The sequence below is a fragment of the Paraburkholderia sp. BL21I4N1 genome (genome assembly GCF_002973525.1).
Lineage (GTDB): Bacteria > Pseudomonadota > Gammaproteobacteria > Burkholderiales > Burkholderiaceae > Paraburkholderia.
In genome coordinates this window covers 13,715-36,147 of record NZ_PVEN01000027.1, presented here as the reverse complement: position 1 = coordinate 36,147, position 22,433 = coordinate 13,715, and the positions used below count along the sequence as shown (strand labels likewise).

The 22,433-nt window shown below is 60.8% G+C and carries 21 protein-coding genes and 2 pseudogenes; 11 read left to right on the top strand and 12 right to left on the bottom strand.

Annotated features, from left to right (window positions below):
* Positions 1 to 106: 106 nt before the first annotated feature.
* The 8 genes from B0G83_RS35820 (at position 107) to B0G83_RS35785 (ending at position 7,755) form a co-directional block, all read left to right on the top strand.
* Positions 107 to 1,330: a tyrosine-type recombinase/integrase gene (locus tag B0G83_RS35820; protein WP_105512020.1), complete on the top strand. Its 1,224-nt coding sequence runs from the start codon at positions 107 to 109 to the stop codon at positions 1,328 to 1,330.
* Positions 1,327 to 2,271: a tyrosine-type recombinase/integrase gene (locus B0G83_RS35815; protein ID WP_105512019.1), complete on the top strand. Its 945-nt coding sequence runs from the start codon at positions 1,327 to 1,329 to the stop codon at positions 2,269 to 2,271. Before B0G83_RS35820 ends, B0G83_RS35815 begins: the two co-directional genes overlap by 4 nt.
* Entirely contained in the window at positions 2,264 to 3,079 is an 816-nt protein-coding gene (locus B0G83_RS35810; RefSeq protein ID WP_105512018.1) for a tyrosine-type recombinase/integrase, read from the top strand. The genes B0G83_RS35815 and B0G83_RS35810 overlap by 8 nt, the downstream gene beginning before the upstream one ends.
* 95 nt (positions 3,080 to 3,174) lie before the next feature.
* Positions 3,175 to 4,413 carry a site-specific integrase gene (locus B0G83_RS35805; protein ID WP_105512017.1) on the top strand — a complete coding sequence of 413 codons (1,239 nt, stop codon included), beginning with the start codon at positions 3,175 to 3,177 and terminating at the stop codon, positions 4,411 to 4,413.
* Positions 4,410 to 5,354: a tyrosine-type recombinase/integrase gene (locus B0G83_RS35800; protein WP_105512047.1), complete on the top strand. Its 945-nt coding sequence runs from the start codon at positions 4,410 to 4,412 to the stop codon at positions 5,352 to 5,354. Before B0G83_RS35805 ends, B0G83_RS35800 begins: the two co-directional genes overlap by 4 nt.
* Positions 5,351 to 6,349, top strand: coding sequence for a site-specific integrase (locus B0G83_RS35795; RefSeq protein WP_105512016.1), 999 nt, complete (start codon positions 5,351 to 5,353; stop codon positions 6,347 to 6,349). The genes B0G83_RS35800 and B0G83_RS35795 overlap by 4 nt, the downstream gene beginning before the upstream one ends.
* A 163-nt stretch (positions 6,350 to 6,512) precedes the next feature.
* Positions 6,513 to 6,713: a hypothetical protein gene (locus tag B0G83_RS35790; RefSeq protein ID WP_374954975.1), complete on the top strand. Its 201-nt coding sequence runs from the start codon at positions 6,513 to 6,515 to the stop codon at positions 6,711 to 6,713.
* Positions 6,714 to 6,990: 277 nt separating this feature from the next.
* Positions 6,991 to 7,755, top strand: a complete 765-nt coding sequence (locus B0G83_RS35785) for a site-specific integrase (RefSeq protein WP_105512015.1) — start codon at positions 6,991 to 6,993, stop codon at positions 7,753 to 7,755.
* Positions 7,756 to 7,806: 51 nt separating this feature from the next.
* On the opposite strand, the gene B0G83_RS35780 is transcribed toward B0G83_RS35785, so the two are convergent.
* Genes B0G83_RS35780 through B0G83_RS35770 form a run of 3 tightly spaced genes read right to left on the bottom strand, consistent with a single transcriptional unit; the run spans position 7,807 to position 10,260 of the window.
* On the bottom strand, positions 7,807 to 9,387 hold the full coding sequence (locus B0G83_RS35780; protein ID WP_105512014.1) for an IS66 family transposase: 1,581 nt from the start codon (positions 9,385 to 9,387) through the stop codon (positions 7,807 to 7,809).
* A 31-nt stretch (positions 9,388 to 9,418) separates the two neighbouring features.
* Positions 9,419 to 9,772 carry an IS66 family insertion sequence element accessory protein TnpB gene (tnpB, locus tag B0G83_RS35775; protein WP_146120354.1) on the bottom strand — a complete coding sequence of 118 codons (354 nt, stop codon included), beginning with the start codon at positions 9,770 to 9,772 and terminating at the stop codon, positions 9,419 to 9,421.
* Positions 9,748 to 10,260 (bottom strand): transposase, encoded by a 513-nt coding sequence (locus tag B0G83_RS35770; protein WP_258168480.1) that lies wholly within the window; start codon positions 10,258 to 10,260, stop codon positions 9,748 to 9,750. The genes tnpB and B0G83_RS35770 overlap by 25 nt, the downstream gene beginning before the upstream one ends.
* A 221-nt stretch (positions 10,261 to 10,481) precedes the next feature.
* On the opposite strand from B0G83_RS35770, the gene B0G83_RS35760 reads away from it, so the two are divergent.
* The 3 genes and pseudogenes from B0G83_RS35760 (at position 10,482) to B0G83_RS35750 (ending at position 13,086) form a co-directional block, all read left to right on the top strand.
* Positions 10,482 to 11,687, top strand: a complete 1,206-nt coding sequence (locus B0G83_RS35760; RefSeq protein ID WP_105512011.1) for an IS91 family transposase — start codon at positions 10,482 to 10,484, stop codon at positions 11,685 to 11,687.
* A 379-nt stretch (positions 11,688 to 12,066) separates the two neighbouring features.
* Positions 12,067 to 12,426, top strand: a pseudogene (locus B0G83_RS35755) (integrase core domain-containing protein); the annotation flags it as partial.
* Between the two features lie 375 nt (positions 12,427 to 12,801).
* Positions 12,802 to 13,086: a hypothetical protein gene (locus B0G83_RS35750; RefSeq protein ID WP_105512009.1), complete on the top strand. Its 285-nt coding sequence runs from the start codon at positions 12,802 to 12,804 to the stop codon at positions 13,084 to 13,086.
* A 160-nt stretch (positions 13,087 to 13,246) separates the two neighbouring features.
* On the opposite strand, the gene B0G83_RS35745 is transcribed toward B0G83_RS35750, so the two are convergent.
* From B0G83_RS35745 to B0G83_RS35705, 9 genes and pseudogenes are all read right to left on the bottom strand, one after another.
* Entirely contained in the window at positions 13,247 to 14,503 is a 1,257-nt protein-coding gene (locus tag B0G83_RS35745) for a conjugal transfer protein TraB (RefSeq protein WP_258168479.1), read from the bottom strand.
* 199 nt (positions 14,504 to 14,702) lie between these two features.
* Positions 14,703 to 15,053 (bottom strand): DUF3085 domain-containing protein, encoded by a 351-nt coding sequence (locus tag B0G83_RS35740; protein WP_105512007.1) that lies wholly within the window; start codon positions 15,051 to 15,053, stop codon positions 14,703 to 14,705.
* A 61-nt stretch (positions 15,054 to 15,114) separates the two neighbouring features.
* Positions 15,115 to 17,412, bottom strand: a pseudogene (locus tag B0G83_RS35735) (SNF2-related protein).
* Positions 17,413 to 17,714: 302 nt separating this feature from the next.
* Complete coding sequence (locus tag B0G83_RS35730) at positions 17,715 to 18,344, bottom strand: hypothetical protein (protein WP_105512046.1); 630 nt, start codon at positions 18,342 to 18,344, stop codon at positions 17,715 to 17,717.
* A gap of 299 nt (positions 18,345 to 18,643) precedes the next feature.
* On the bottom strand, positions 18,644 to 19,129 hold the full coding sequence (locus B0G83_RS35725) for a hypothetical protein (protein ID WP_258168478.1): 486 nt from the start codon (positions 19,127 to 19,129) through the stop codon (positions 18,644 to 18,646).
* A 75-nt stretch (positions 19,130 to 19,204) separates the two neighbouring features.
* Positions 19,205 to 20,311, bottom strand: a complete 1,107-nt coding sequence (locus B0G83_RS35720) for a DUF6094 domain-containing protein (RefSeq protein ID WP_105512006.1) — start codon at positions 20,309 to 20,311, stop codon at positions 19,205 to 19,207.
* Positions 20,312 to 20,375: 64 nt separating this feature from the next.
* Positions 20,376 to 20,936 (bottom strand): DUF3275 family protein, encoded by a 561-nt coding sequence (locus B0G83_RS35715; protein WP_105512005.1) that lies wholly within the window; start codon positions 20,934 to 20,936, stop codon positions 20,376 to 20,378.
* Positions 20,937 to 21,204: 268 nt separating this feature from the next.
* Positions 21,205 to 21,741 carry a hypothetical protein gene (locus tag B0G83_RS35710; protein WP_105512004.1) on the bottom strand — a complete coding sequence of 179 codons (537 nt, stop codon included), beginning with the start codon at positions 21,739 to 21,741 and terminating at the stop codon, positions 21,205 to 21,207.
* Positions 21,742 to 21,878: 137 nt separating this feature from the next.
* Entirely contained in the window at positions 21,879 to 22,412 is a 534-nt protein-coding gene (locus B0G83_RS35705) for a hypothetical protein (protein WP_181157174.1), read from the bottom strand.
* Positions 22,413 to 22,433 lie beyond the last annotated feature (21 nt).

The window sequence follows — 22,433 nt, the reverse complement described above, 5'->3', positions numbered from 1 at the left end:
TTGTACCACTTAACGGTTGAGTTGTAAGTAGGCAGGATTCAGCAATCTTGACGTCACATATTAATTAGCGTGATCTGGTGATCCATCCATCAACTGGAGGTTCGCCATGTTTGAGAAACTGCTGTCGTCCGCGACGGCTTTGCGCCGCCATCAAGACGCGCCGCTTGCCGCCGAGCGTGAGCGCTATCTCCAGCACTGCTCTGATACCGGTGCCACGTATTGGTCGATGCGGATCAAATGCAATGAATTGCTATGGGCCGCCCGGCTGCTTGACGGGGATGCTAGAAACGGCCTCGACATGGATGGTCTTGAGGCGCTTGCCGACCGGAGAGTGGCTTTCCAGAATGCTGGCACGACTAGGCGAAGGTTTATCAACATCACTCGTCCATGGCTTCGGTTTCTCGGGTGGTGGAATGAGCCAGCCGTTCCATGTAAATTTCAGGATAAGCTCGATCTGTACTGCTTATGGATGCGTGACGAGCGCGGATTTACAAATTCCACCATTGTCGGATGGCGATGCCGTGTCCGGGATTTCCTGATCTGGTGCGACGCAGGCAATCGTGAATTGCAACTTCTTCAGCCTAGCGACATCGATGCCTACTTTATCGATGACCTCGCTCATCCTTGGGGCCGACGGACAGTCGCAACCGTCGCAGCGTTATTGAAGAACTTCCTGCGCTTTGCTGCGTCGCAGAGCTGGTGCCATTCTCAACTTGCCGATGCAATACGTGGCCCGCGCATATATGCACAAGGGTCGTTGCCTTACGCTCCGGATTGGCGCGATGTGCAAAAGCTATTGGCGTGCACCGTGTTCGACGCACCTCAGGATATACGGGCCCGCGCGATCCTCATGCTGTTGTCCATCTATGGCATGCGTGCTACCGAGGTTGCAACACTGCGGCTTGACCAGGTGGACTGGCAACAACATGTCATCCGGATATTCCGGCTAAAGCGACGGCAACCCCAGGTCTATCCGTTGTTGCCGTCCGTGGCAGAAGCGTTGGCCCGCTATATCGACATCGTGCGTCCGTCAACACCTTACCCTGAGATATTTATCGGACTGCACTCGCCTCGGCGTCCATTGACGCGGGCGGCCATCTACAAGATCGTCAGTTCGAAGTTTCTGGAGCTCGGCATCAAAGTTGTCCATCGAGGCCCGCACGCGCTTCGACATGCGTGCGCGACGCGGCTTGTTGCAGACGGCTTGACGCTCAAGGAGATCGGCGATCACCTCGGACATCGCAGTACAGAAGCAACGCGCACGTATGCCAAGGTGGACTTTACCGCGCTTCGCGAGGTGGGCGACTTCGATCTGGGAGAACTGCTATGAAACTCGCCACTGTCATCGAGGCCTATATCGTCTTGCAACAGTCACTCGGCTTGCGCTCAAAGACTGCCCGGCGCACGCTACGTCGATTCGAACGTCAGATGGGTCATGTGCATATTGCCGACGTTCAATCAGGAGCTGTCCTGAAGTTCCTGCAAGGCGCAGGCCCACTTAGCTCAACATGGCGGACCAAGTACCGATTACTGGCCGGCCTTTATCGGTACGCCATCAGCCGAGGGCACGTCACAGTATCGCCATTGCCGGCGGTACTGCCCAAGTTCCCCTTGCAACAAACGCCTTATATCTATTCGACGTCGGAGCTGCAGCGATTGCTCGACGCTGCGTCCGTGCTGGAGAGCGCCCAGAGTCAGCTACAAGCGCCGATGTTCCGGACCCTGATCCTACTGTTGTATGGCAGCGGGCTGCGAGTCAGCGAAGCGCTGGGACTAACCATGCGCGATATCGACCTCGAACAGAGAATCATTACTGTCCGCGACACCAAATTCAGCAAAACGCGGCTGGTGCCGATCGGCCCGAAACTGACTGTGGCATTGGCAACGCTTGCCGATCGTCGCCGTAGACTTAACATGCCAGACGGCGAAGATTCGCGTTTCTTTGCGTCTCGTACCGGAGCGCTCTGGAACTATCCGCGCGTCATCACGCTGTTTCAGCGCGTACGACGCGTCGCAGGCATTGAATGCCCACCGGGCGAGCTGCGTCCGCCACGAATGCATGATCTGCGTCATACGGCAGCCGTCCACAGAGTGATTGCCTGGTACCGGTCCGGCCAGGATGTGCAACGTCTGTTGCCGCAACTGTCAACGTACCTCGGACACGTCGAGATTAGCTCGACCCAGCATTATCTGCAAATGACTCCGGAGTTGCTTCAAGAAGCCAGCCGGCTCTTCGCCAGGTACGCAGCCTGCGGAGGCCATCATGATTGACAAGAATCTACTTGGCACATGGATTCGCCGTTTCCTCCTCGAATATCTGGTCGGTGAACGCAATCTGTCTCGCAACACGCAGGCGAGCTACCGCGACACGCTGACACTGCTCTTGCCATTTGCAAGCAAGCGTACCGGCGTCGCCATCGACAAGATGACTGTCGACGATCTATCGCCTTCGGTCGTGCGGCAGTTCCTAGACTATCTGGAGCGGGAACGGCATTGTACCGGCGTGACGCGCAACCAGCGCCTTGGGACCATCCATTCGCTGGCCCGTTTTATCGGCATGCGCTCACCTGTGCATCTGTCCTGGTGCACTGAGGTTCGCATGGTGCCATTCAAGAAGACGGACAAGACCCTCGTCACCTACCTTGAAAAGGTTGAGATGGATGCACTGCTGCGCCAGCCAGACCGGCGTACCGCACTCGGCTTACGCGACTATTGCTTGCTCTTGTTTCTGTACAACAGCGGCGCCCGGGCTGACGAAGCCGCACGCCTGACCATCGACCATCTTCGTCTCAACGATCCACCGTCGGTGCGGATACGTGGGAAAGGCAACAAGATACGGATGTGTCCACTTTGGCCGATGATGCCGCCTTTGCTTGAAAAGCTGATCAACGGACGAGGCACTGATCAGGTCGTCTTCCTTGGTCGAGCGAACAGGCCGATGACGCGATTCGGCATCCACCGTCTCGTCACCCACTACGCCGAGATGGCAAGCGATGAAATGCCATCCATGCAGGCCAAGCGGGTCAGCCCGCACAACATTCGGCACTATGTGCCCTTCCTGACTATGTCTTGTAATTGAACAATAGCCCGTATTTTTTGGGTAAATACGTGTTGTGAGATAGAGATAGTCTTGATTCCTTCCATCAGCCCCCGGCGTCCGGGAAGGAGTCCATCATGAAGTGCACGATTCGTGACCATATCGTTTTATCTCGCCCGCCAGAGGGGCCGGTCGCGGTCCATATCGTCGCCTTTGCGAATTCGATAGCCGAGCAGGGGTACAGTGTGCAGTCACTGCAGTACAAGGTTCGGCTCGCTGCCGCTTTTAGCCGCTGGCTTGAACGAACAGGAATCAATTTGCGCAGCGTCTGCCCTGATCACGCGGTGCGATATTTGCGCTATCGTGCTCGGCGCGTACGGCCTTGTCCGGGGGATCGTGCCGCGCTCAGACACCTCATTGACTTTCTTGATCGTGAGGGTTTGATTTCCAGGCAGAAGATACCGGCGCGACGGCCAACCCCTGTCGAGTCCTGCGTACAAGCATACGAGGAGTACCTGCGCGAGGCACGGGCCCTGGCCGAAGCAACGATCGTCAACTACGTGCCGTTCATCAAGGATTTTCTCGAAGACTGCTTTGGCGACGGACGAGTCAGGCTCTCGCATTTGCGTGCGTGCGACGTAGTGAGATTCGTGCAACGTCAGGCGGCACGGCTGCATTTGAAGCGGGCCAAGCTCATGACCACCGCGCTGCGATCCTTTCTACGCTACGCGTGTTATCGGGGCGACATAACGCTCGATCTGGCCGCTGCCGTTCCGGTCGTGGCCAACTGGTCGATGCCGTCAATCCCCCGTGCGATTCCAGCAGAGCAGACACGGAAACTGCTGGCTAGTATCGATCGACAGACCTCCGTCGGTCGTCGTGACTACGCCATCCTGCTGCTGCTCGCTCGCCTGGGATTGCGTTCAGGGGAAGTCGCATTTCTCGAGCTCGAAGATATTGACTGGAACACTGGCCATCTAAGCGTACACGGCAAGAGTGGACAACACACTGGACTGCCTTTACCCACCGATGTCGGCAAGGCGATCGCTGCATACCTTCGTTACGGTCGATCGCGTAGCGCCAGTCGCCGTGTATTTTTGCGTTCCAAGGCGCCTGTCACTGGCTTCCATGATGCAAGTGGGGTGGGCTCCATCGTTCGGCATTCGCTCCAGCGCGCAGGCATCGATTCCCCAACCATGGGGGCACACCAGTTTCGCCATGGACTGGCCAGCGAGATGCTGCGTCACGGTGCGTCGCTCGGCGAGATAGGCGAACTGTTGGGACACCGTCATCCCCAAACCACGAAGATCTATACGAAGGTCGACATCAAGGCGCTGCGTACGTTGGCCCTGCCGTGGCCGGGAGGTGTACGGTGAACACGCTCCGGCAGGCCGTTCAGGAGTATCTCAGCCTGAGGAGAAGCCTGGGATTCAAGCTTGAAGAGGCTGGCAAGGTCTTGCCTGATTTCGTCACGTTCATGGAACGGCACCGCGCTTCCTGCATCACCCAGGCATTGGCTCTTAGGTGGGCCCAGCAACCTTCAAACGTCCAACCTGCAAACTGGGCGCGACGACTAAGTTTCGTGCGCCAGTTCGCACGTCATCATAGTGCGACCGATCCACGCACGCAGATTCCTGCACCTGGCCTGCTGCCGTTCGCGCCGAAACGGGCTCGACCCTATCTGTACTCGGACGACGAGATTCGCAGATTACTCCATGCCGCGCTCCAAATACGTTGCCGCTACCAACGCGACGAACTGCAACCATGGACCTACCATTGCCTGTTTGGCTTGTTGAGCGTATCGGGCATGCGTCTGGGTGAAGCGCGCAATCTTGAGCTTCAGGACGTCGATCTGGTAGCGGGAGTATTGACCATTCGCGGTGCCAAGTTTGGCAAGGACAGACTCATCCCCCTGCACGCCTCGACCTGCAAGGTAATTGCCGACTACATTGCTCGCCGCAAACGCCATTGGGCGAATCGACCGGTGTCGTCCTATCTGTTCGTTTCCAACCAGGGCAATCGTCTGGACGGCGGCGAGATTCATCGCCACTTCTATGCGTTGTCCCGGCAGATCGGCTTGCGGGGTCCAGCGGACAGTCATGGCCCACGTCTGCACGACATGAGGCACGTGTTTGCAACGAATACGCTTGTACGCTGGTACCGTTCAGGACAGGACCCCGAGCGCCGCCTACCCATCCTGTCAGCCTACCTCGGTCATGTCCACGTCGCTGATACGCAATGGTATCTGAGCGCCTCGCCGGAACTGATGCGCGAGGCGATGCGCCGACTCGAGCAGCACTGGGAGAGTCGGTCATGAACGCGTCGGCCACCTTTGCCCCGATGCTGGAGCGCTTCTTTACACAGCGTCTGATGCAGCAGCGCCAGGCGAGTCCTCACACGATCGCCTCCTATCGCGATACCTTTCGTCAATTTCTGAAGTTCGCGCAACAACGGCTGCACAAGCAGCCCTCACGTATGAATTTCGAGGAAATCGATGCCCCTTTGATCGTTGCATTTCTGGACGACCTGGAGAAGCGTCATGGCTTGAGCGTTCGCAGCCGTAATCTGCGCCTCACAGCGATTCACTCCTTCTTTCGTTACGCGGCGCTCGAGACACCAGCGCATTCCGCGCAGATCCAGCGGGTACTCGCCATCCCCAGCAAGCGTTTTACCCGCACCCTGGTGCACTTCCTGACACGTCCCGAAGTCGATGCCTTGCTGGCTGCGCCGGATCAGCGCTCCTGGTCTGGCCGACGTGATCACGCCTTCATGCTGGTCGCCGTGCAGACAGGCCTGCGCCTCTCCGAGATGACCGGGCTCAAACGCGATGACCTTATTCTCGGCGTTGGCGCGCACGTACGCGTGATCGGCAAAGGGCGCAAAGAGCGCTGTACACCGATCGCCAAATCTACACTGGCCGTATTGAAAGCGTGGCTGCGAGAACCGCAACGCGGTGACGGTGATCTGCTGTTTCCCAGCGCAAGGGGAGAACGCCTCACTGTCCATGGCGTGCAATATCTGCTAAACAGGCATCGCGAAGCGGCGTCCAGAGTTTGCCCGTCGCTGAAGCAGAAACGGGTCACCGTTCACCGTTTGAGACACACGATGGCCATGGACCTTCTGCAAGCGGGCGTTCGTCGTTCTGTGATTGCGCTGTGGCTCGGACATGAATCGGTGGAAACCACGCAGATCTATGTCGAAGCGACACTCGCGATGAAGGAGGAAGCTCTTGCGAAGACATCTCCGCCCCGCGGCAAGCCAGGACGCTACCGACCGGCAGACCAGCTACTGGATTTCCTGAATAGCTTGTAGTACCGGAAAACTATGTCGGGTGACTAGCCGGGTACATCGCTGCGCAACCCACAGTACCAAAGGTGATCGAGGAAGCCCATCCACGTTACCCGACATAGTCAGGAAGGGCACATAGTGACGTCAATGTCGTTAGAGACATTGTCGGCACACGACTGCCGTCCATATGCTGCGTAGCGGCGTCGACATCAATACAATCCGGGCGTGGCTGGGGCATGTCTCGTTGGACACAACGAATATCTACGCTGAGGTTGATTTGGAAATGAAGGCAAAAGCGCTAGCCAGCGTTGATGTCTCCGGGCAATCGGCGGAACCCTTGCGACAACGTGACTTGCCGTCATTGATGACGTTTCTCCGGGAAATATAGCCAGAATCTTCAAAAAATATGTGCCGTCTGCGCGTCGGGATCTCCTCGGTGGATCCCGGCGTTCTGCGCCTCGCGCTACATATCTTCGACCGCAACATATTAAGGGATGTACTAACCCGCTGACGCGGGAGGGGGAGGTGGACACAGGTCTATGGCTGACGTTTGATGACGAGGGTTGTCTGACGCTGAAACCCAGCGAGGTGGTGAGCGGTGTCGCCAGGAGCAGTATGTGAACGCCCGGTTGGGCATTCCACCCGCTGTTTCCAGGAGGCTCGCCATGACACCACTGCGCCAACGCATGCTGCATGACATGCAGATCCGCAACCTTGCGGATAATACCCAGACATCCTATCTGATTCAGGTACGCAGTTTCGCCCGGCACTTCCGCCGCTCGCCCGAACTGCTGGGTCCCGAGGAGATCCGGGCCTGGCTCGTCTACCTGCGCGAAGAGCGCAGGCTGGCACCCGCCAGTCTCGGCGCAACGATCGGCGCCCTGCGGTTTCTGTACCGCGTGACGCTCAAACGCGACTGGAGTGACGAGGACTTTCCCCTGCCGAAGAAGCCGGTGAGGCTACCGGTCATCCTCAGTTTCGACGAGGTTAAAGCCTTCTTCGATGCCATTCCCGGCCTGAAACACCGGGCCATGCTGATGACCGCTTATGCCGCCGGTCTGCGAATTTCAGAAGTTGCGCACCTGAAGGCCATCGACATCGACAGTCAGCGCATGGTCATCCGCGTGAACCAGGGCAAGAACCGTAAGGATCGCTATGTAATGCTATCCCCGCGCCTGCTCGAGATCCTGCGAGCGTACTGGCACGACGCTCATCCTCGCGACTGGCTTTTTCCCGGTGACATCCCCGGACACCCGATCTCCGCTGACGCGATCCGGCAGGCATGCAACAGGGCACGGGAGCGCAGCGGCATCAAGAAGCCCATCACGCCGCATTCCTTGAGGCACGCGTTCGCCACGCACCTGCTGGAAACGGGTGCTGACGTACGAAGGATCCAGCTGCTCATGGGTCACAGGTCCCTTTCGACGTAAGCCGTCAATTAACGACGCCGGTCAGAGAGTGTGGAGAGAGAAGCGACCAACTTAACGTGGTCCAGCGGGCATGTTCGAGGGCATTAGCGCGGCGTAGTCGTCGGCGGTCTGCGCGAGAGGAAGGCGCTGGAACAGCCAGGTGAGGTATCGATATGGATCGATGCCGCCGGCCTTGCAGGTTTGGACCAAAGAATAGAGGTTTGCGCTGGCATGTGCGCCGGCAACGGTATCGGCAAACAGGAAGCTCTTGCGCGCGACGACGAACGGCCTGATTTCATTTTCGCAGGGGTTGTTCGAGATAGGCCAGTCGCCGTTTTCGACGTAGCGGCTCAGCTTCGGCCATTGCCCATTTAGATACTGCAATGCTTTGCCCAGCATGCTGCCGGGAACGACGGTGGGCAGATGCTCGATCAGCATCTGCTTGATGATAGCGAGCACGCGTACGCTGTATCGGCGTCGTAGTCGCTTGCGCCGATCTGCTGTCCACTCTGTGCTACGCGCCTCGGCAGCGAACAGCCTTCCGATCAGATGGATGAAGCGCGTCGCCAACAGGTTTGGCGTGCGGGCCGCTTTGGGAACCGTGTCCTCGGCCTTGACGAGCGCGCGCCTCGCGTGTGCCCAACATCCAAGATGGACGAGTCGATGATCGCGCGCGATGCCGCTGTATAACTCGTACCCGTCGGTCATCAATGCGGCGCCGGGTTTGATATCGGCATAAAGCTGCGCTGCGTGTTTCGCCCCGCGCCCAGGCGTGTAGGTGAACAGCCGCATAGGCGGCCCTGAACCATTCATCTGAGCCCAGATATAGCTTTTGGTTTGTGGCCGTCGCCCGGGCTCCTTGAGCACCTGGAAGGTGGTTTCGTCGCCATAGATCAGGTCGGACTCAAGCAGTACATCGCGCATCAGGTTGATCACCGGCTGAACTGCCAGCCCTGCGCGCACGACGCTGACGGCGATCGTGTTTGACGAGATGTCGCCGCCGAAGCGACGTAGCAGTCCTGCCTGACGGTAGATCGGCATGCCAAACTGGTACTTGCCGGTGATAACCCACGCCAGCGCCGATTCGGTAAGCAGTCCGCGCGGAATAATCCGTGGTGGCGCCGGCGTTACCTTGATTCCCAGATCACAACACGGGCATGCGTATTTGATGCGCTGGTGCTGAACGACGCGAATCTGTTCCGGGATAACATCGAGCTGCTCGCTGGTTTCAGCGCCGATTTCGACCAGTGCGTGACCATCGTTAGCGCAGAAGCGCTCCGACTCAGGCAGTTCATGCCGGACGATCTTGCGCGGCAGTGCCGGATCGAGCGGCTTGCGGCCGCGCTTCTTACGAGCATGGGTGGCTACCGTTGTTGTCGGCGTGTCCTCTTGCGCAGGCTGGGCGCCGACACTCGCCAACGCTTCGGCTTCGTTGAACAGGCCGAACTGGCCGGATTCCCGCGCTTCGCTCGACGCACCAAAGAGCTCACGCTTGTAAGCCCGCAGCCGTTCCTCGGCCAGGTCCCGCTCAGCAGTCACGAGTCGCAGTGTGCTGCGCAATTCATCACGTTCTTGCTGGGCGATATCGAGCTCAGCGCGCGCGGCGAGTAGCTCCTTGAGTTCCTCGGCGGTGATCGTGACGTTGATCGGCATGCCAGGTTAGACCTGCACACCGTCTTCCTGTTCAACTCACGCGCGCGTAATGTCGTTGCGGGTGTTTCTTGATGGCAGTAACGTCGATGCCCTGTAGCAACCAGTGAAGCTGCTCAACGCTGAGCATGGCAATCTCGACAGCAGCGGGCCAGACAAAGCGGTCGTTCGCTTCAAGACGCTTGAGTAACAGCCAGAACCCGTTGCCGTCCCAGCAAAGAATCTTGATCCGGTCACGCCGGCGGTTGGCGAACACGTAAAGAGCCCGGGCCATCGGGTTCAGGGACATCGCCTGCTCGACGAGAATCGACAGGCCATTGATCCCCATGCGGAAGTCCACGGGCTCGCGATGCAGATACACCTTCAGGCTTTCGTCGAACCGGAACACGGCATCCTCCCGAGCATCTGGATGATCGTCGTCAGTTCGTCGAGACTTGCATCGCCGAAGTCGAACTCCACTCCGTTCGGTAGCCGTACGTGTAACGCAAGCGCCATCGCTGATACTGGGGACGAACCTCGCCGATCCACCAGCGATACTGTTGATGGCGCAGAAACAACCGGCACAAACGCCGGTGTTATGCCAGCAGTCATGGGACTCATGGACGTCGGTGCGGGAACCTCGATGGGAACATCATCGATGACCATCGGGTCCTCGCCTCCTGACATCGGCAAACTTTGACGCTGCTGATAGCGTGTGATCCATCGACGCAACTGGTTCGGATTGACGTCGTGGTCCATGGCCGCTCGTGCGATGGACACGCCCGGCCTCAGGCACATCACGACCAGTTCCTGCACCGCATCTTCGTTAAATTCCCGCCGGCCATCCCGTTTGCGACCGGCCACCAGTCTGTTTCGAAGGTCTTGTTTCTCTGTCATTGAGGTAGGTGTGCATGTGTCCACGCGGACACCTAGCATCTGCCCCTACGTCTCCCATTGGAAGGGCGTCGTTAATTGACGGCTTACCTTTCGACTACCTCGCGCTACTTACGAATCGCGACCAGCACCGTGTGCGCTACCACCAGTCCCTTCGACCTGCTCCCGCATCCCGAACCCATTCCATCTCCGCCTCCTGCGCCCGAGTATTTCTGAGCGCACCCATGCGTCCGGCGCTCGAGGTGGCGGACATCCTTCGCCGCTGCGGCCCGCAGTACCGGCAAATCCATGCCGACGGGCTCAGTCGTGTCCAGCGGCGTGTGATGAGCGCCATCGAACTGTGTCGTACCGCCGCGCTCGGAGGACATGTCGAGCGGTGCGACGCGTGCGGCCATCAGCGCATCGCCTACGACTCGTGCCGCAATAGACATTGCCCAAAGTGCCAGTCGCTCGCCCGCGCGCAATGGCTCGAGCGCCGGCAGGCCGAGCTGCTTCCACAGGTGGGGTACTTCCATGTCGTCTTCACACTTCCTGAACCCATCGCGGCTCTCGCGCACCAGAACAAACGCATTCTCTATGACATGCTGTTTCGCGCCAGCGCCGGGACGCTGCGTACGATCGCCGCCGATCCGAAGCACCTGGGCGCCGAGATCGGTTTCATCATGATCCTGCACACGTGGGGGCAGAATCTGCTGCACCACCCGCACGTGCATTGTGTCGTGCCCGGTGGTGGCATCTCCCCGGACGGCGAGCGCTGGATCGCCTGCCGCCCCGGCTTCTTCCTGCCCGTGCGGGTGCTCTCACGGCTCTTTCGACGACTGTTCCTCGACCAGCTGCGCTGCGCGTTCGACGCCGGCATGCTTCGCCTACACGGCCAGCTCGAACCGCTGCATGATGCCCGCGGGTTCGCTGCCTGGCTTGCGCCCGCTGCCAGGTCGGAGTGGGTCGTCTACGCCAAGCCACCCTTTGGCGGTGCGAAACACGTGCTCGATTACCTGGGCCGCTATACCCATCGCGTCGCCATTTCCAATAACCGGCTGCTGGGCTTCGACGGACACGCCGTGCAGTTCCGCTGGAAGGACTACCGGCACGACGCCCGGCACAGCACCATGACGCTCACGGCCGACGAGTTCATCCGCCGCTTCCTGCTGCATGTGCTGCCCGACGGCTTCAAGCGCATCCGCAGCTACGGCTGGCTCGCCAACTGTCACCGGGCAGACCGACTTGCCACCTGCCGGCGGCTGCTCGGCGTCGAGCCGCCCGCCGCTGCGTCGGTCCAACCGGCCGAAGACTACCGTGAGCGCTACCAACGCCTGACCGGCAGGTCGCTGCGGGAATGCCCCGTGTGCGGCAAGGGCCACATGCTTCGCATTGAAGATATGCCCGGCAGCCTTCCACGCGCCCCGCCAGCTCCTGACCATGCGCGCTAGTTGCTACCGCACCTGTTTCCGCACACGTTTGCCTTTCCCGACGAGGCTAACGCAGCCGGACTTGCGCCATCGATCCGCGATCGCGTCAAAATATGCCAAAACTGCGGGTCACTGGCCTGTTGACGCTTACTTTCCAAAGACTTTCGCGTGCGAAGCTTTCCGCGATCGCTGGAAGTCCGGTTGCGGCCGCCCGTACTGGACCGCAGAAATTACCGCGGTGGTCATTCAACGCCCATAGCGGTCACCGCCTGCGGAGCGGCTTAGCACAAATGGTTTTTTGGTTACCGCTCGCGGGCTGATCCTGATCGGCTCCGTTATGCCTCCGCGGCCGCGATCGCTAACCAAAAAATCCTCTGCCATATGTGATTGATCACATATCCCGTTTTCAGAGTCGCTGTTCAAGACACTGAAGTATCGGCCGGCCTATCCGCTCAAGCCGTTCGATACCCTGTTCGCCGCGCGCGCCTGGGTGGGCGCATTGGTGCGCTGGTACAACGATGAACATCGTCACGGCGCGATCCGGTTCGTGACACCGGCGCAGCGTCATGCCAACCTCGACCAGGACATTCTGGATCGACGCGCGGCGCTCTACGAGACTGCCCGGCAACGCAATCCGCTCCGATGGAAAGGCCGGACGCGCAACTGGCAGCGCGTAAGTGCTGTGCATCTGAACCCGGATCGAACCGACACCCTGGCAGGCACTACGCCGTGCGATAACCAGGAACGAAAGGCCGCCTGAAATCTAAACGTTGAGGCGACAACTACCTTGAAAATTTCCGATTGCCAAGATTGCTTCCGATGTTGGGCGGGCGCATGAGTACGCCATCTTCTACTCCAAAGGGTCGAACGTCATTCACGCGGGCTCACATTTCGACCATATCGAGTTTCTGAGATCAGGTCTGCGCCTGAAGAAGCTTCGAAGCTTGCACGGTTCCAATGAACTTATCATGCAGATCACAAATCTTGCGATGCGCACGTATCGTGTGGTCATCGAACATTATATCCCGAGTCACAAGCAGGAGTTCGGGCGCTTGTGGCTTGAGCGGTGGCGAGAGCCATTCCGTTCGATACCGGTGTTCATCTTCAAGGCAGGGTAGCTGAACCGTGGCCAGAGATGCATCTCATCAGCCAACGGCGCGTGACGCAGCGCGAGCCAGCCGAAAACAAAATCGGTTCAGCCTTTGGTGGGCTGGATGGTGGATACGCTGCCGCTGATGCCAACGAAGCCTTGCGGCGGCTGCTACGCCGCGGACGACTGCTCCGCAATGCAGAGGCTGGTAGTCCGTCGTGGCACCAAGAGCGCTTCATCCTGCGGCTCGTTGGCGGCATCAAAGAGGAAATCGCCATTCGGCTGCTCAATGCCGCCCACCGTCAGCAATCCGTCACATTGCTGACCTAGAACCCAGCCTGCCCCAATGTCGGCAATGGCCGATGCGACGCACATCACTGGCGCTCAACCGGCCGCTTACGAGCGAAGCAGTCGCGCCAATGTCCATGCGCAGTTTTGTCGAATGACGCCTCATGGCCGACTATCCCACGCAGGTCTTCGACCGTCGTGTCTACCGGTTCATCGCACGCAGTAGCGATACGCCCGACAGTCGGGCGATCGCGGCGATAGCCTGCTGCTGGATGGGTGCGAGTGCGAGGTCGGAATCGAACCAGCTGTTGGACAGACTGATGAGCGCATTGGGCGGGTGCAGGAGCAGGTGCCAGTGCGGCCACCACAACAGGTCTTCGTAGCACATGGAGAATGCAACGCTCTTGCCTGAGACGACGGCGTACCGCTGCGTCAGGCTTCCACGGATCGCGCTGACGGCCGCACCTGGCCGCCATAGTGCAGCAGGCACCGGCTGGCGGCTGTCCACACGCCCGTAGTTTCCCCCGACGATGACGGCGCTATCGGTATACCGGAACTGTGGGCTGGATACGGTCAGGTCTGTACCGAAGATCAATGTCTGCCTCGCTGCGGCGAATGCCTGAACGTCGTCATGCCACCAGTAGCCCATCGCGGGACGCCACAATCCCACGATTTCTTCCGGAAGGATGACAACGGCTGCCCCTGCGGCAAACGCATGCTCTGCCAGGAGCTGGACGTGTTGTGTTCTCGCGTAGAGCTGGGCATAGTTCGACTGGTCGAGCCTACCGAGGCGTGTGTCGAGTGAGACCCATCTGGAGGGTGCAGGGGGCACGGTCGCCGAACTGTTGGCGACGATGGACAGCGTGAACAGTAGGGTTGTGACGTATCGCGCGAGGCGGCAGCGTGAGACAGAAGCGGCGCAGGCGAGAACGACCACGCCAAGTATCAGGCCCGGCAGCTTCCAGCCAGGAAACAGGGCGCTCGCGACATACACGGGCGAGAGCCAGCCAATGATCCCGAGCGGGGGTACGGTCACAAACAGCGTCGCGATCACCGCGCGTGCAGCATGGCTTGCAGCGGACGCATGCGCGGCTGGTTTGAGCAAGGCCCACGGCGTTGAAAGCAGCAGCGCCTGCCCGATCCAGAACGTGACGCCGAGCAAGAGTGCCTCCGGCTTCGTGAACTCTCCATAACCAGAAAAGAAGCGCATGCTCACGAGAGGGATGTCCCGTGCCCCGGCGAGGTAATAGCCGGCCCAGAGCGCGAACGCCGTGGCACGGCCTCGTACGCGTGACCATCCGGCAGGCTGGAGCAGCAGGAGCGCCTGCCAGTGGCCCGGGTACCATGCGGCAAGTGCCACAAGTACCCCGATAGCCATCGATGCCGCGCATGCGGGCCACGGCGAAACATGCCGGGAATTCGGCGGTGCGGGTGGCAGAGACGGGAGCAGCGAAAACATGGCGTTCACCGGGAAACTGGATCCGTCGGACCGGCTCACGCCGGCCAGTGCTTCCCCACTCTGCACGCGCTGCTGTACCGAGCATAGGGCACGTTCTGTCCGGGCGCTACCGGCAATAGGAAAAAAAAGCGCCTGGCCCACGTGATGGACCAGGCGCGTGTTTTCGACACAAGAGGGTTGATACGGGTAGCAGAAGCGGTCAGGACCGCGGTGCGACAGCATCGATGTAGAGGTAGCGGGCATCTGCCTGGATCTGGATATCGAAGCCATCGTTAATCACGCGGTCAAAGACGGCATCGTCGTGATCGAAGTGCTCGACAAAGTCGTCGCCGCCGAATTCCGTCCTGGCACGTTCCCACCAGTCGTCGAACGGCGCCGTGTCGGGATTGCATTCAACGGCCCACGCGATGATCCTGCGCTGACCGTTTTCCATTTCGCCTTTCTCCGACAGCATGTAGACGCCGTGGTCCTTGACCAGCGCGATGCGGCAGTGCTGTGTGCGGGCCTCATCGATGACAGGGCGGAGGTCTGCGGCAAGAAAGTGAATCATGATGAATTCTCCATGAGAAGTAAAAGTAGCCTGGATTGAAATCGGATGATTTGTCAGGACTTCATTCCTGATTGACCAACTGCCGCGCGAGCGCGACCTCGATGCTTTCGCCGCCCTGATTGAGAATGTCGAGACCGGACTCCGGCATGTCGCCGGAGGTCGACTGGGAGACGGCGATCTTCTGGCCCATCAGCTTCAGGCACCGCATCTGGGCTGTAGCCTCGTAGGCGAAAAACCGCACTGTGACGTCGAGCGTCTGACCAATGCGCCAGCTTCGGCGAGCGGCCTGCTGGAGCGTGTACGTGTTGTAGCCCGACTGGAGAAACGCAATCGTCGGGAATTCGAGCAGATCGAGGCCGGTCTTGACCAGTTCAGGGTTCGTGATGATGACTTCCGCCCCCCGTTCGAGCTGGTCGGCAACCCAGTCTTCCCGCTTTTCGGCGGCGACACTAGCGCGCAGTACCGAGGCCTTCACGCCGACGGCATCGAAGAGATTGCGAAGTCGCACCGAGGTGTCGCGCGTGCCGGTGTACGTGGTATAGACGAGGGTGCGACGGCGATTGAGCAGTTCGCCGCTGACCAGACTGAGCAGGGCCGCCTCCTTCGGGCCGGGTTCATCGTCCCGCAGCAATGCCGGAACCGATGCGAGGATCTGCTTCGTGCGCGGGTGGCGCACGATCTCCGGACGGAAACAGCACTCCGGCCATGCCAGCAGCGCATTGAGCACGACACCGAGCAGGCTTTTGTCGCCACGGTGCAGCGCCGCGCGCAACTCCGACGTCAGATTGGATTCGAGCGTCCGATAGGCACTCGCCATGTCTTCCAACATCGTGACCGGGAGCAGCGATTCGTCGTAGGGCGGCAGGACACTCTACCCGATCTGCGAGAGCTTCAGGAACGCGGTATACGGCACCACGTACCGCATAATGCCCTTCGGACCAAAGCCCGGGCCCTTGACCGTCGAGACGGTCCGCTTCTCACCCCTGGCTGTCCGATGCGAGCCTTCGTCGGTCTGCTTGTGGATGTCGATCAGCACACCATGCTCGCGCATGAAGGCCATCGTCGCACTACCCATCGAGCCTTTCGGGCCGTAGTTGAATCCATCCTCGATCAGCATCGACGGATTGAGACGATAGAGCAGATGGTAGAGGTCGTCCGCGTAGCCACCCATCAGCGTGCCGGTCAGCAACAGGGTACGTGACGCCTTGCGGGCGAGTACGCCCATGGCCTGTCCCTGGGCGGAGTTCTCGTTCTTGTATTCGTGGCCCTCGTCTGCGATGAGCAGGCCGAAGTAGCCTTGGGGAAGGTAGCGCTTGACGAATTCGGATGCCTGATAGCCTCCCTGTCCAAACGAGATTTCGGTGTGTGCCAGGGCACGCTCCATGCGCTTTGCCTGGCGGTCCGAGAACACGAGCTCACCCCTGTCGTCCATCAGGTTGATGAACTCGTAGAGGTTGTCCTGCAGCATGTCGGCGAGCAGCGATTCGCCGAAGCGGGAGAGGAGGCGGTCGGCGGTCTTCTCGCCGACGGTGGGCATCTGCAGCAGCGCAGATTTCACCAGTTCGCGCATGGACCGCGTGCCTTGTGCTCTCGGCGCGAGAGTCCATAGCCGTTCGCCGCAACTGCACGCGCGACGCTTCTCGTTGAGTGCTGAGCGGGCCTGGGTTGGTGTGAATGGATTGCCGTCCTCGTCGCAGACAAACTCGCCACAGGATGGGCAGCAGGCGAAGACACGCGTGATCGCGTCGGTCTCCATGTCGAGGGTAGCAACCCGCCGTGCGAAGGCTGGCTTCCAGTCGAAACCCATGCGCATGCGAACCCGCCCGAGGATGAAAAACTCCGGTACCGCGGGTCGCGTGCGCATCGAGCGCAACTGCAGCAGCTTGCGTAGCGTGTCGGGACCATTGAGAATCCAGACCCGTGCACCGGGAACTGTCGTCTTGATCTCCCGCCGCCACTTGTAGACGAGGTGGGGTGGGGCAATGACGAGCGTGCGGGGAAAGCCGCAGTGGTGCAACAGGACCGCGACGCCGATACCCATCAGCGTTTTTCCGGTCCCCATTTCCGCATTGATGATGCCACCCGGCGCGTGCTGCGTGAGCAGGGTGGTGATGGCGTGAATCACCTCGCGCTGCGCCGGGAAGGGCTTGCGCGAAAGGTTATCGAGCAGGGCGTCCCAGCGCGCGTCGCGCTGGCCATCGTAGACGGATGGGTTCTGCTCCCGTACGGCTTCGAGCAGGCCTGCGCCGAAGTTCGCGATGAATTCGGGCAGCGCGATGACCGATGTATCGTCATCCGTCGCTGCATCGTCAGATCCGGCAACGTCGGCCGATTCCTGGGATAACTGAAGTGTTTCCATGGTGTACTCCTCATCTGAAGGACAGACGCGGGAAAACACCGAAGCCCGGGACGGGGACGATGTATCCCCGCGTGGGTTGGGAAAAAAGAGGGGCGATAGTCCGGCCTGGTGCAGGTGACAGTCAGGCGCCACCCGTCTGCTGAAGCAGCGTCGCCAGCTGCATGGCGAGCGTGTCGCGCGCACGGTGATCGCTGATCCCGGCGAGCGTCCGTCTCACCATCGTGGCGAGCATGGCCGCGGTGGTGTCAAGGTCACCCGCAATCAGTGCCTCGCGCAGGTGGCTTAACAGAGAACTGAAGGTGTCAGCGCGTACCGGTGTCGCCCTCGAGGGTGAGTTTGCCATCGTGCACGAGCGTGGAAAGGGTTTCGCGGAACGCTTCGGGCAGCACGATCAGCGACGCGTGGAGCCGGCCGACTGGCGCGGAAGCGGTCTCCGCAAGGTCGGTAACGATTTCCTTGCCCAGTGCGCTGAGGACGCGCTCGCGCCAGTGCGGCAGCAGGGGAACAGGACTCAGCTGGACGATGAGCGACCACGCGCGTGAGGTGATCGACGCAGTGTCATCGTGCTGCGTATGCCGGTCGACGAGCAGCCACGCGGTGGCGGTGGCTCTGGCCGGTGTCATCAGGCATGGGTCGAAGATCCACGTATGCACGAGGCTGCCGAATAGGTTGTCCTTTGGCAGCCGGCCGCTGAACTTGTCGAAACGCTTTGGGTCCCCGACAGGAACAGCAGCGAGGGGCTGGCGGCTTGCCGGATCGAGTATCGTGACCTGGCGGATACCGCCTTCCTGTACGCCCAGGTGTAGCGCGGCGTAGAGTTGCTGGAGTGAGCCGTCGCGACCGTAGGTCGAGAGGAACATGAGTTCGCCCGTCGGGGCGCGGACACAGGCATCGACGAAGATATCCTGCAGTTCCAGGATGGGATAGAGCATGGCGGGCTCCTCGGAGAGATCCGGGTGCACCCGCCGGGCGCTGTCCCGGAAAGGGTGAATGAAATTCCATGTCCGGATGGACCGCAGCCGCGCGGACGGAGGCGCCGGAAGAAGCTGCTGATGCACTGCTAAAAGTGTCGCGTGACGTGCGACGGCGGGTTTGCTGCCGGCAAACCAGCGGGAAAACCTCGATCTGTTCCGGTAAGGCGCTGTCCTGGTCTCACCGGCATGTCTGGGGCGGTGAACCAGGAAAGCACCCCGTCAGGGGGTGCATGTGCGGGATTGTCAGAAGGTTCGCATCAACGATCGGCCAACGTCGCAAGCAGGGTGCGCAGCTCCCGGAGCTGGCCGGCGGTGAGTGAAAGGCCGACCAGCACGTCGGGATGCCACGACCCGATCACGCTGGCGGACAACGCACGGTTATCGACGAGTCGTGCGAACGCCAGCAGGCGCTCTGCGGCCGCATGCAGTCTAACCTGCCGCACCGAGGCATGGGCGGCGGCCCAGGCCGGGACCGCGGTGGCATCGAAATCGAGAACCTGTCCGTCGAGTTCCTCGTAGTCGTCGTAAAGCAGTGGCATGTCGGGCGTGTCATCCCACAACGTACCGGCGTCGAATGCTGTACGCACGATGGCGCAGGCCGCTTCGGCGCTCGCCGCACGAACGCCGACCACGACCCGATGGGCGTAATCCAGCGTATAGCCGACCATGAATGCACCCAGGTTCGCCCCGGCGCCGTCGGGCCGCGTACTGATAGGTGGCGTACTGACAGGCAGCGTACTCATGCTGTTCTCCTGTGGAAGGCGAAGCCTGCTCCTCGCGGGGCAAAGCCCCGCAGGGTGAAGGAAGACGATGTCGCGCTAGCGGATCGTCACGATGCGGCCCAGGTTCGGGCCGGGGGTAAAGTCGATGCCGGCAATGGTCGGCACGAACCGGTCACGCATCAGGATCGTGGTGCGGATGTCGCCCTTGTCCGTTTCCTCGATCTGCACTTCCTGCTCCTTGCGCTTGATCGTGTCGCCGCGGATGAGCAACTGCGTGCCGTCCTGACCGGTCACCACACCGGTGATCTGGCCGGCCGCGAGTGCGAGCGCGAGATGCCAGTCCGACAGGTCGCGCAGCGGCCGGCGTGGTGCGACCGGCTCCGCGGTAAACATCGACGCGAACTGCGGCCAGAGCGTGGAGTGCTGCATGCGATCGAGTTCCTGCTCGAGCTGCAGGGCGTCGATGCGTGTGGCAACGAATGCGCATTCGCCCGTCGCGCAGGGGATGGCATAGGGGCTGTCGGACCAGGATTGCGGAAGTTCCGATGGCAACTCACCGTCGGTGATACGTGCGAGCCGGGCCGCGACCATGCTGTCGACGCCGTCGGCACGGCGTTTGATGCCGAACAGCACGAGCTGTTTGAACGTCTGGTCCGGGGCGAGAAACGCCTCGACGCGCGAGAAGTTGCGCGCGATCATCGTCGCGAACTCGCGGTCGATCACGTAGTACGGCACGATCAGGACCAGCACGCCGCCGAACGCGAGCCACGGAACGGTCTTCTGGTAAAAGACCTTCTCGAGACGGTTCAGCTGCCGCTCGCCCGTCTGCGCCTTGTCCGATACGACATCGCCATAGGGTGGATTGAGAAAAAGCAGACCCATGCTGCGGGCAGTGATGAACATGTCGTGCACGTCGGAGTGCGCGACCGTGTCGAGCACCGACTTCGCATGCCATGCACGTTCACGGTCGTACTCCACGCCGTATGCGCGCACGGTCTCCGCTGACGCGTCGTGCACACACAGTGTCTGTTTCAGATCGTGCAGTGCCGCGCCTTCACCGCAGCATGGATCGAGGAGCCGTGCAGGTTTGTCAGGGTCGGCCGGGGCAAGCGCGCCGGCGATCCGTTCAAGTGTCACGGCATCAGTCGGAAAATATCCGTTCTTCACAAAATTTCTCGCGAGACGGGGGAAGATCAGGGCCATCGAAGCCTCCTGGAAAAACGGGGGATGTGCGTAACGACAGGTGCATCCCCCGTGATGGATCGGATCAGGACTTGAACCACGTCTGGGTCGAGGCCTGGAACGTGTAGCCGAAGGCGTCGAGCTCGTCACGCTGGCGGCGCAGCAGGCCGCGCTCGACGGTCGAATCGAGCTTGACGGGCGCGCCGGCCAGGATGGCGTCGGCCAGTTCGATGCCGAAGAGATCGGGCAGATACAGCTCACCGGAGTTTGCTGATGCGGGCTCAGAGGCGACTTCTTCGGCAGGCAGCGCGTCGGGTGTCACAGCGGCCCGACGTTCCTCGTCAGCCGGATCGGGTTCGATCGAAGGCGGTGGGGTGTCGGCGTCGCCGAGCGGTTCGTCGTTGTCGAGCTGGACGTCCGCCAGGCGGGCGCGGATTTCGACGGTGACCTTGCCGTACCAGACGTAACTGTGCGGGTAGATCCGGTCGATCAGGAAGATGCCGGTGTAGGCGCCCGGTTCGAACTGTTCGAGCAGCTTGTCCTTGACCTTGAAGTCGCCGACGGACGTCGTCAGCTCACCGACCTGGAACGGACCGTTGCTGCCCTTGATGGTGCGCACGTCGAGCGTGCCGGGAATCGCGATCATGATGCCTCCACGGAAGGGGGCAGGTCCTGCCCCGACGGGCATGGCAACCCGCCGGTTGGGAATGGAACAGATTCCGGATGTCCGGTGCCGGACATGCAGCCGCGCAGACGAAGGCGCCGGAAAGAAGCTGCAGGGGCGTCGCACTTGCGCGGCGACGGTCGGGTCTGCATCCGGCAGACCGGCGGGGAAACCATCCCGAAGCGGCGCATGGGAAGCGGCGCTTCGGGATGACGCCTGGACCGATGGCCAGGCGCACAGGTGGCGTGTATCAGCCTGATGCTGGATGCTGTGGGCCGGTTCCCGGAACCTGTTCGACGATATGCCGCAGCATCCGCGGGGGTAACGCGTAGCGGTGGCCATTGCATTCGACGACCCAGGTCCGTCTGCGTTTGCCGACGACCACGGCCTGCGTGATCGACAGCCCGCTGAACGTGAGCGTATCGCCGATGGTGAGCACGCGTGAGCGCGCCGCATGCCAGGTCCGGACCTGCTCCCGCCAGGCGGCGGACGCAGGCGGCACCATGTCGAGGTAGGCGAGGGGACAGGAGTAGTAGAGCGGCTCCATTTCCTCGCAGAGGTCCTTGTAACCCCACCCGGCACAGCTTCTGTCGTATGCCATCAGATCGCAGCCGATATAGCGAAACGGTGGATCGGTGGGGCGGTGAATTTCCCAAACCGTCCAGAGCACGTTGCCGCTTGCGTAGTGGCGCAGGCAATGCCGCGTCGTGCCGTTGTGTTCTTCATCGCGGGTCAGGCGTTCGATCAGCTGTGAACGGGTCTGCCCATGTCCAAAGAGCCATCCCATGATGTCCTCGCTGGGTAATGTGCGGATAAAGTGTGGATGAAGCGGGACACATTTCCCGACGCGGGGAACGGTGCCCTGCGGAGGATGTGCTGGAAACGCAGCACAGATTGAAGGAAGTCAGACGTGGTGGGAGCGCTTCAGATACGTCGCTGCGAAGTCAGGTCGCGACCGATGACGGTGCGCACGGACGAGATGATGAAGGCGGTCCAGTCGGCGAAATAGCGGCCATCGAAAACGATCGCACCGGAGTTCAGGCCCAGTTGGACCGGCATACTGATCCGTCCGGGCGGAACATGGCCGGACGGTCCAGCCACGATTTCCATGTCGGGGAAGAACCGCCTGCCCTCGAAGGGGTCGACAAATTCCAGCCGGACCTCGCGCGCCTCGACCGTGTGGCAGTAATGCAGCCGGCCGATCAGTGGGCCGTCGAATCCGGGATCGGCCGCTGCCATAAAGGGATTGTCGCGACCGTTGAAGAGACCCAGGTAGAGCCCGTCGGGAAGTCCGGCCGTTAGGTCGGTATAGAGCGGCAGCACGCGGCCGTCGTTGCACGTGAATACTGGCTGGCCGGTTGAGCCGGAATTTGCTGGCGTGTCGATTGCATGAAACGAATGAGAGGGGGGAATTGCACGGTGCCCGCGCGATGACGGCGACTGGATGGAAAGTGACATGGCTGTCTCCTGGAGAGATAC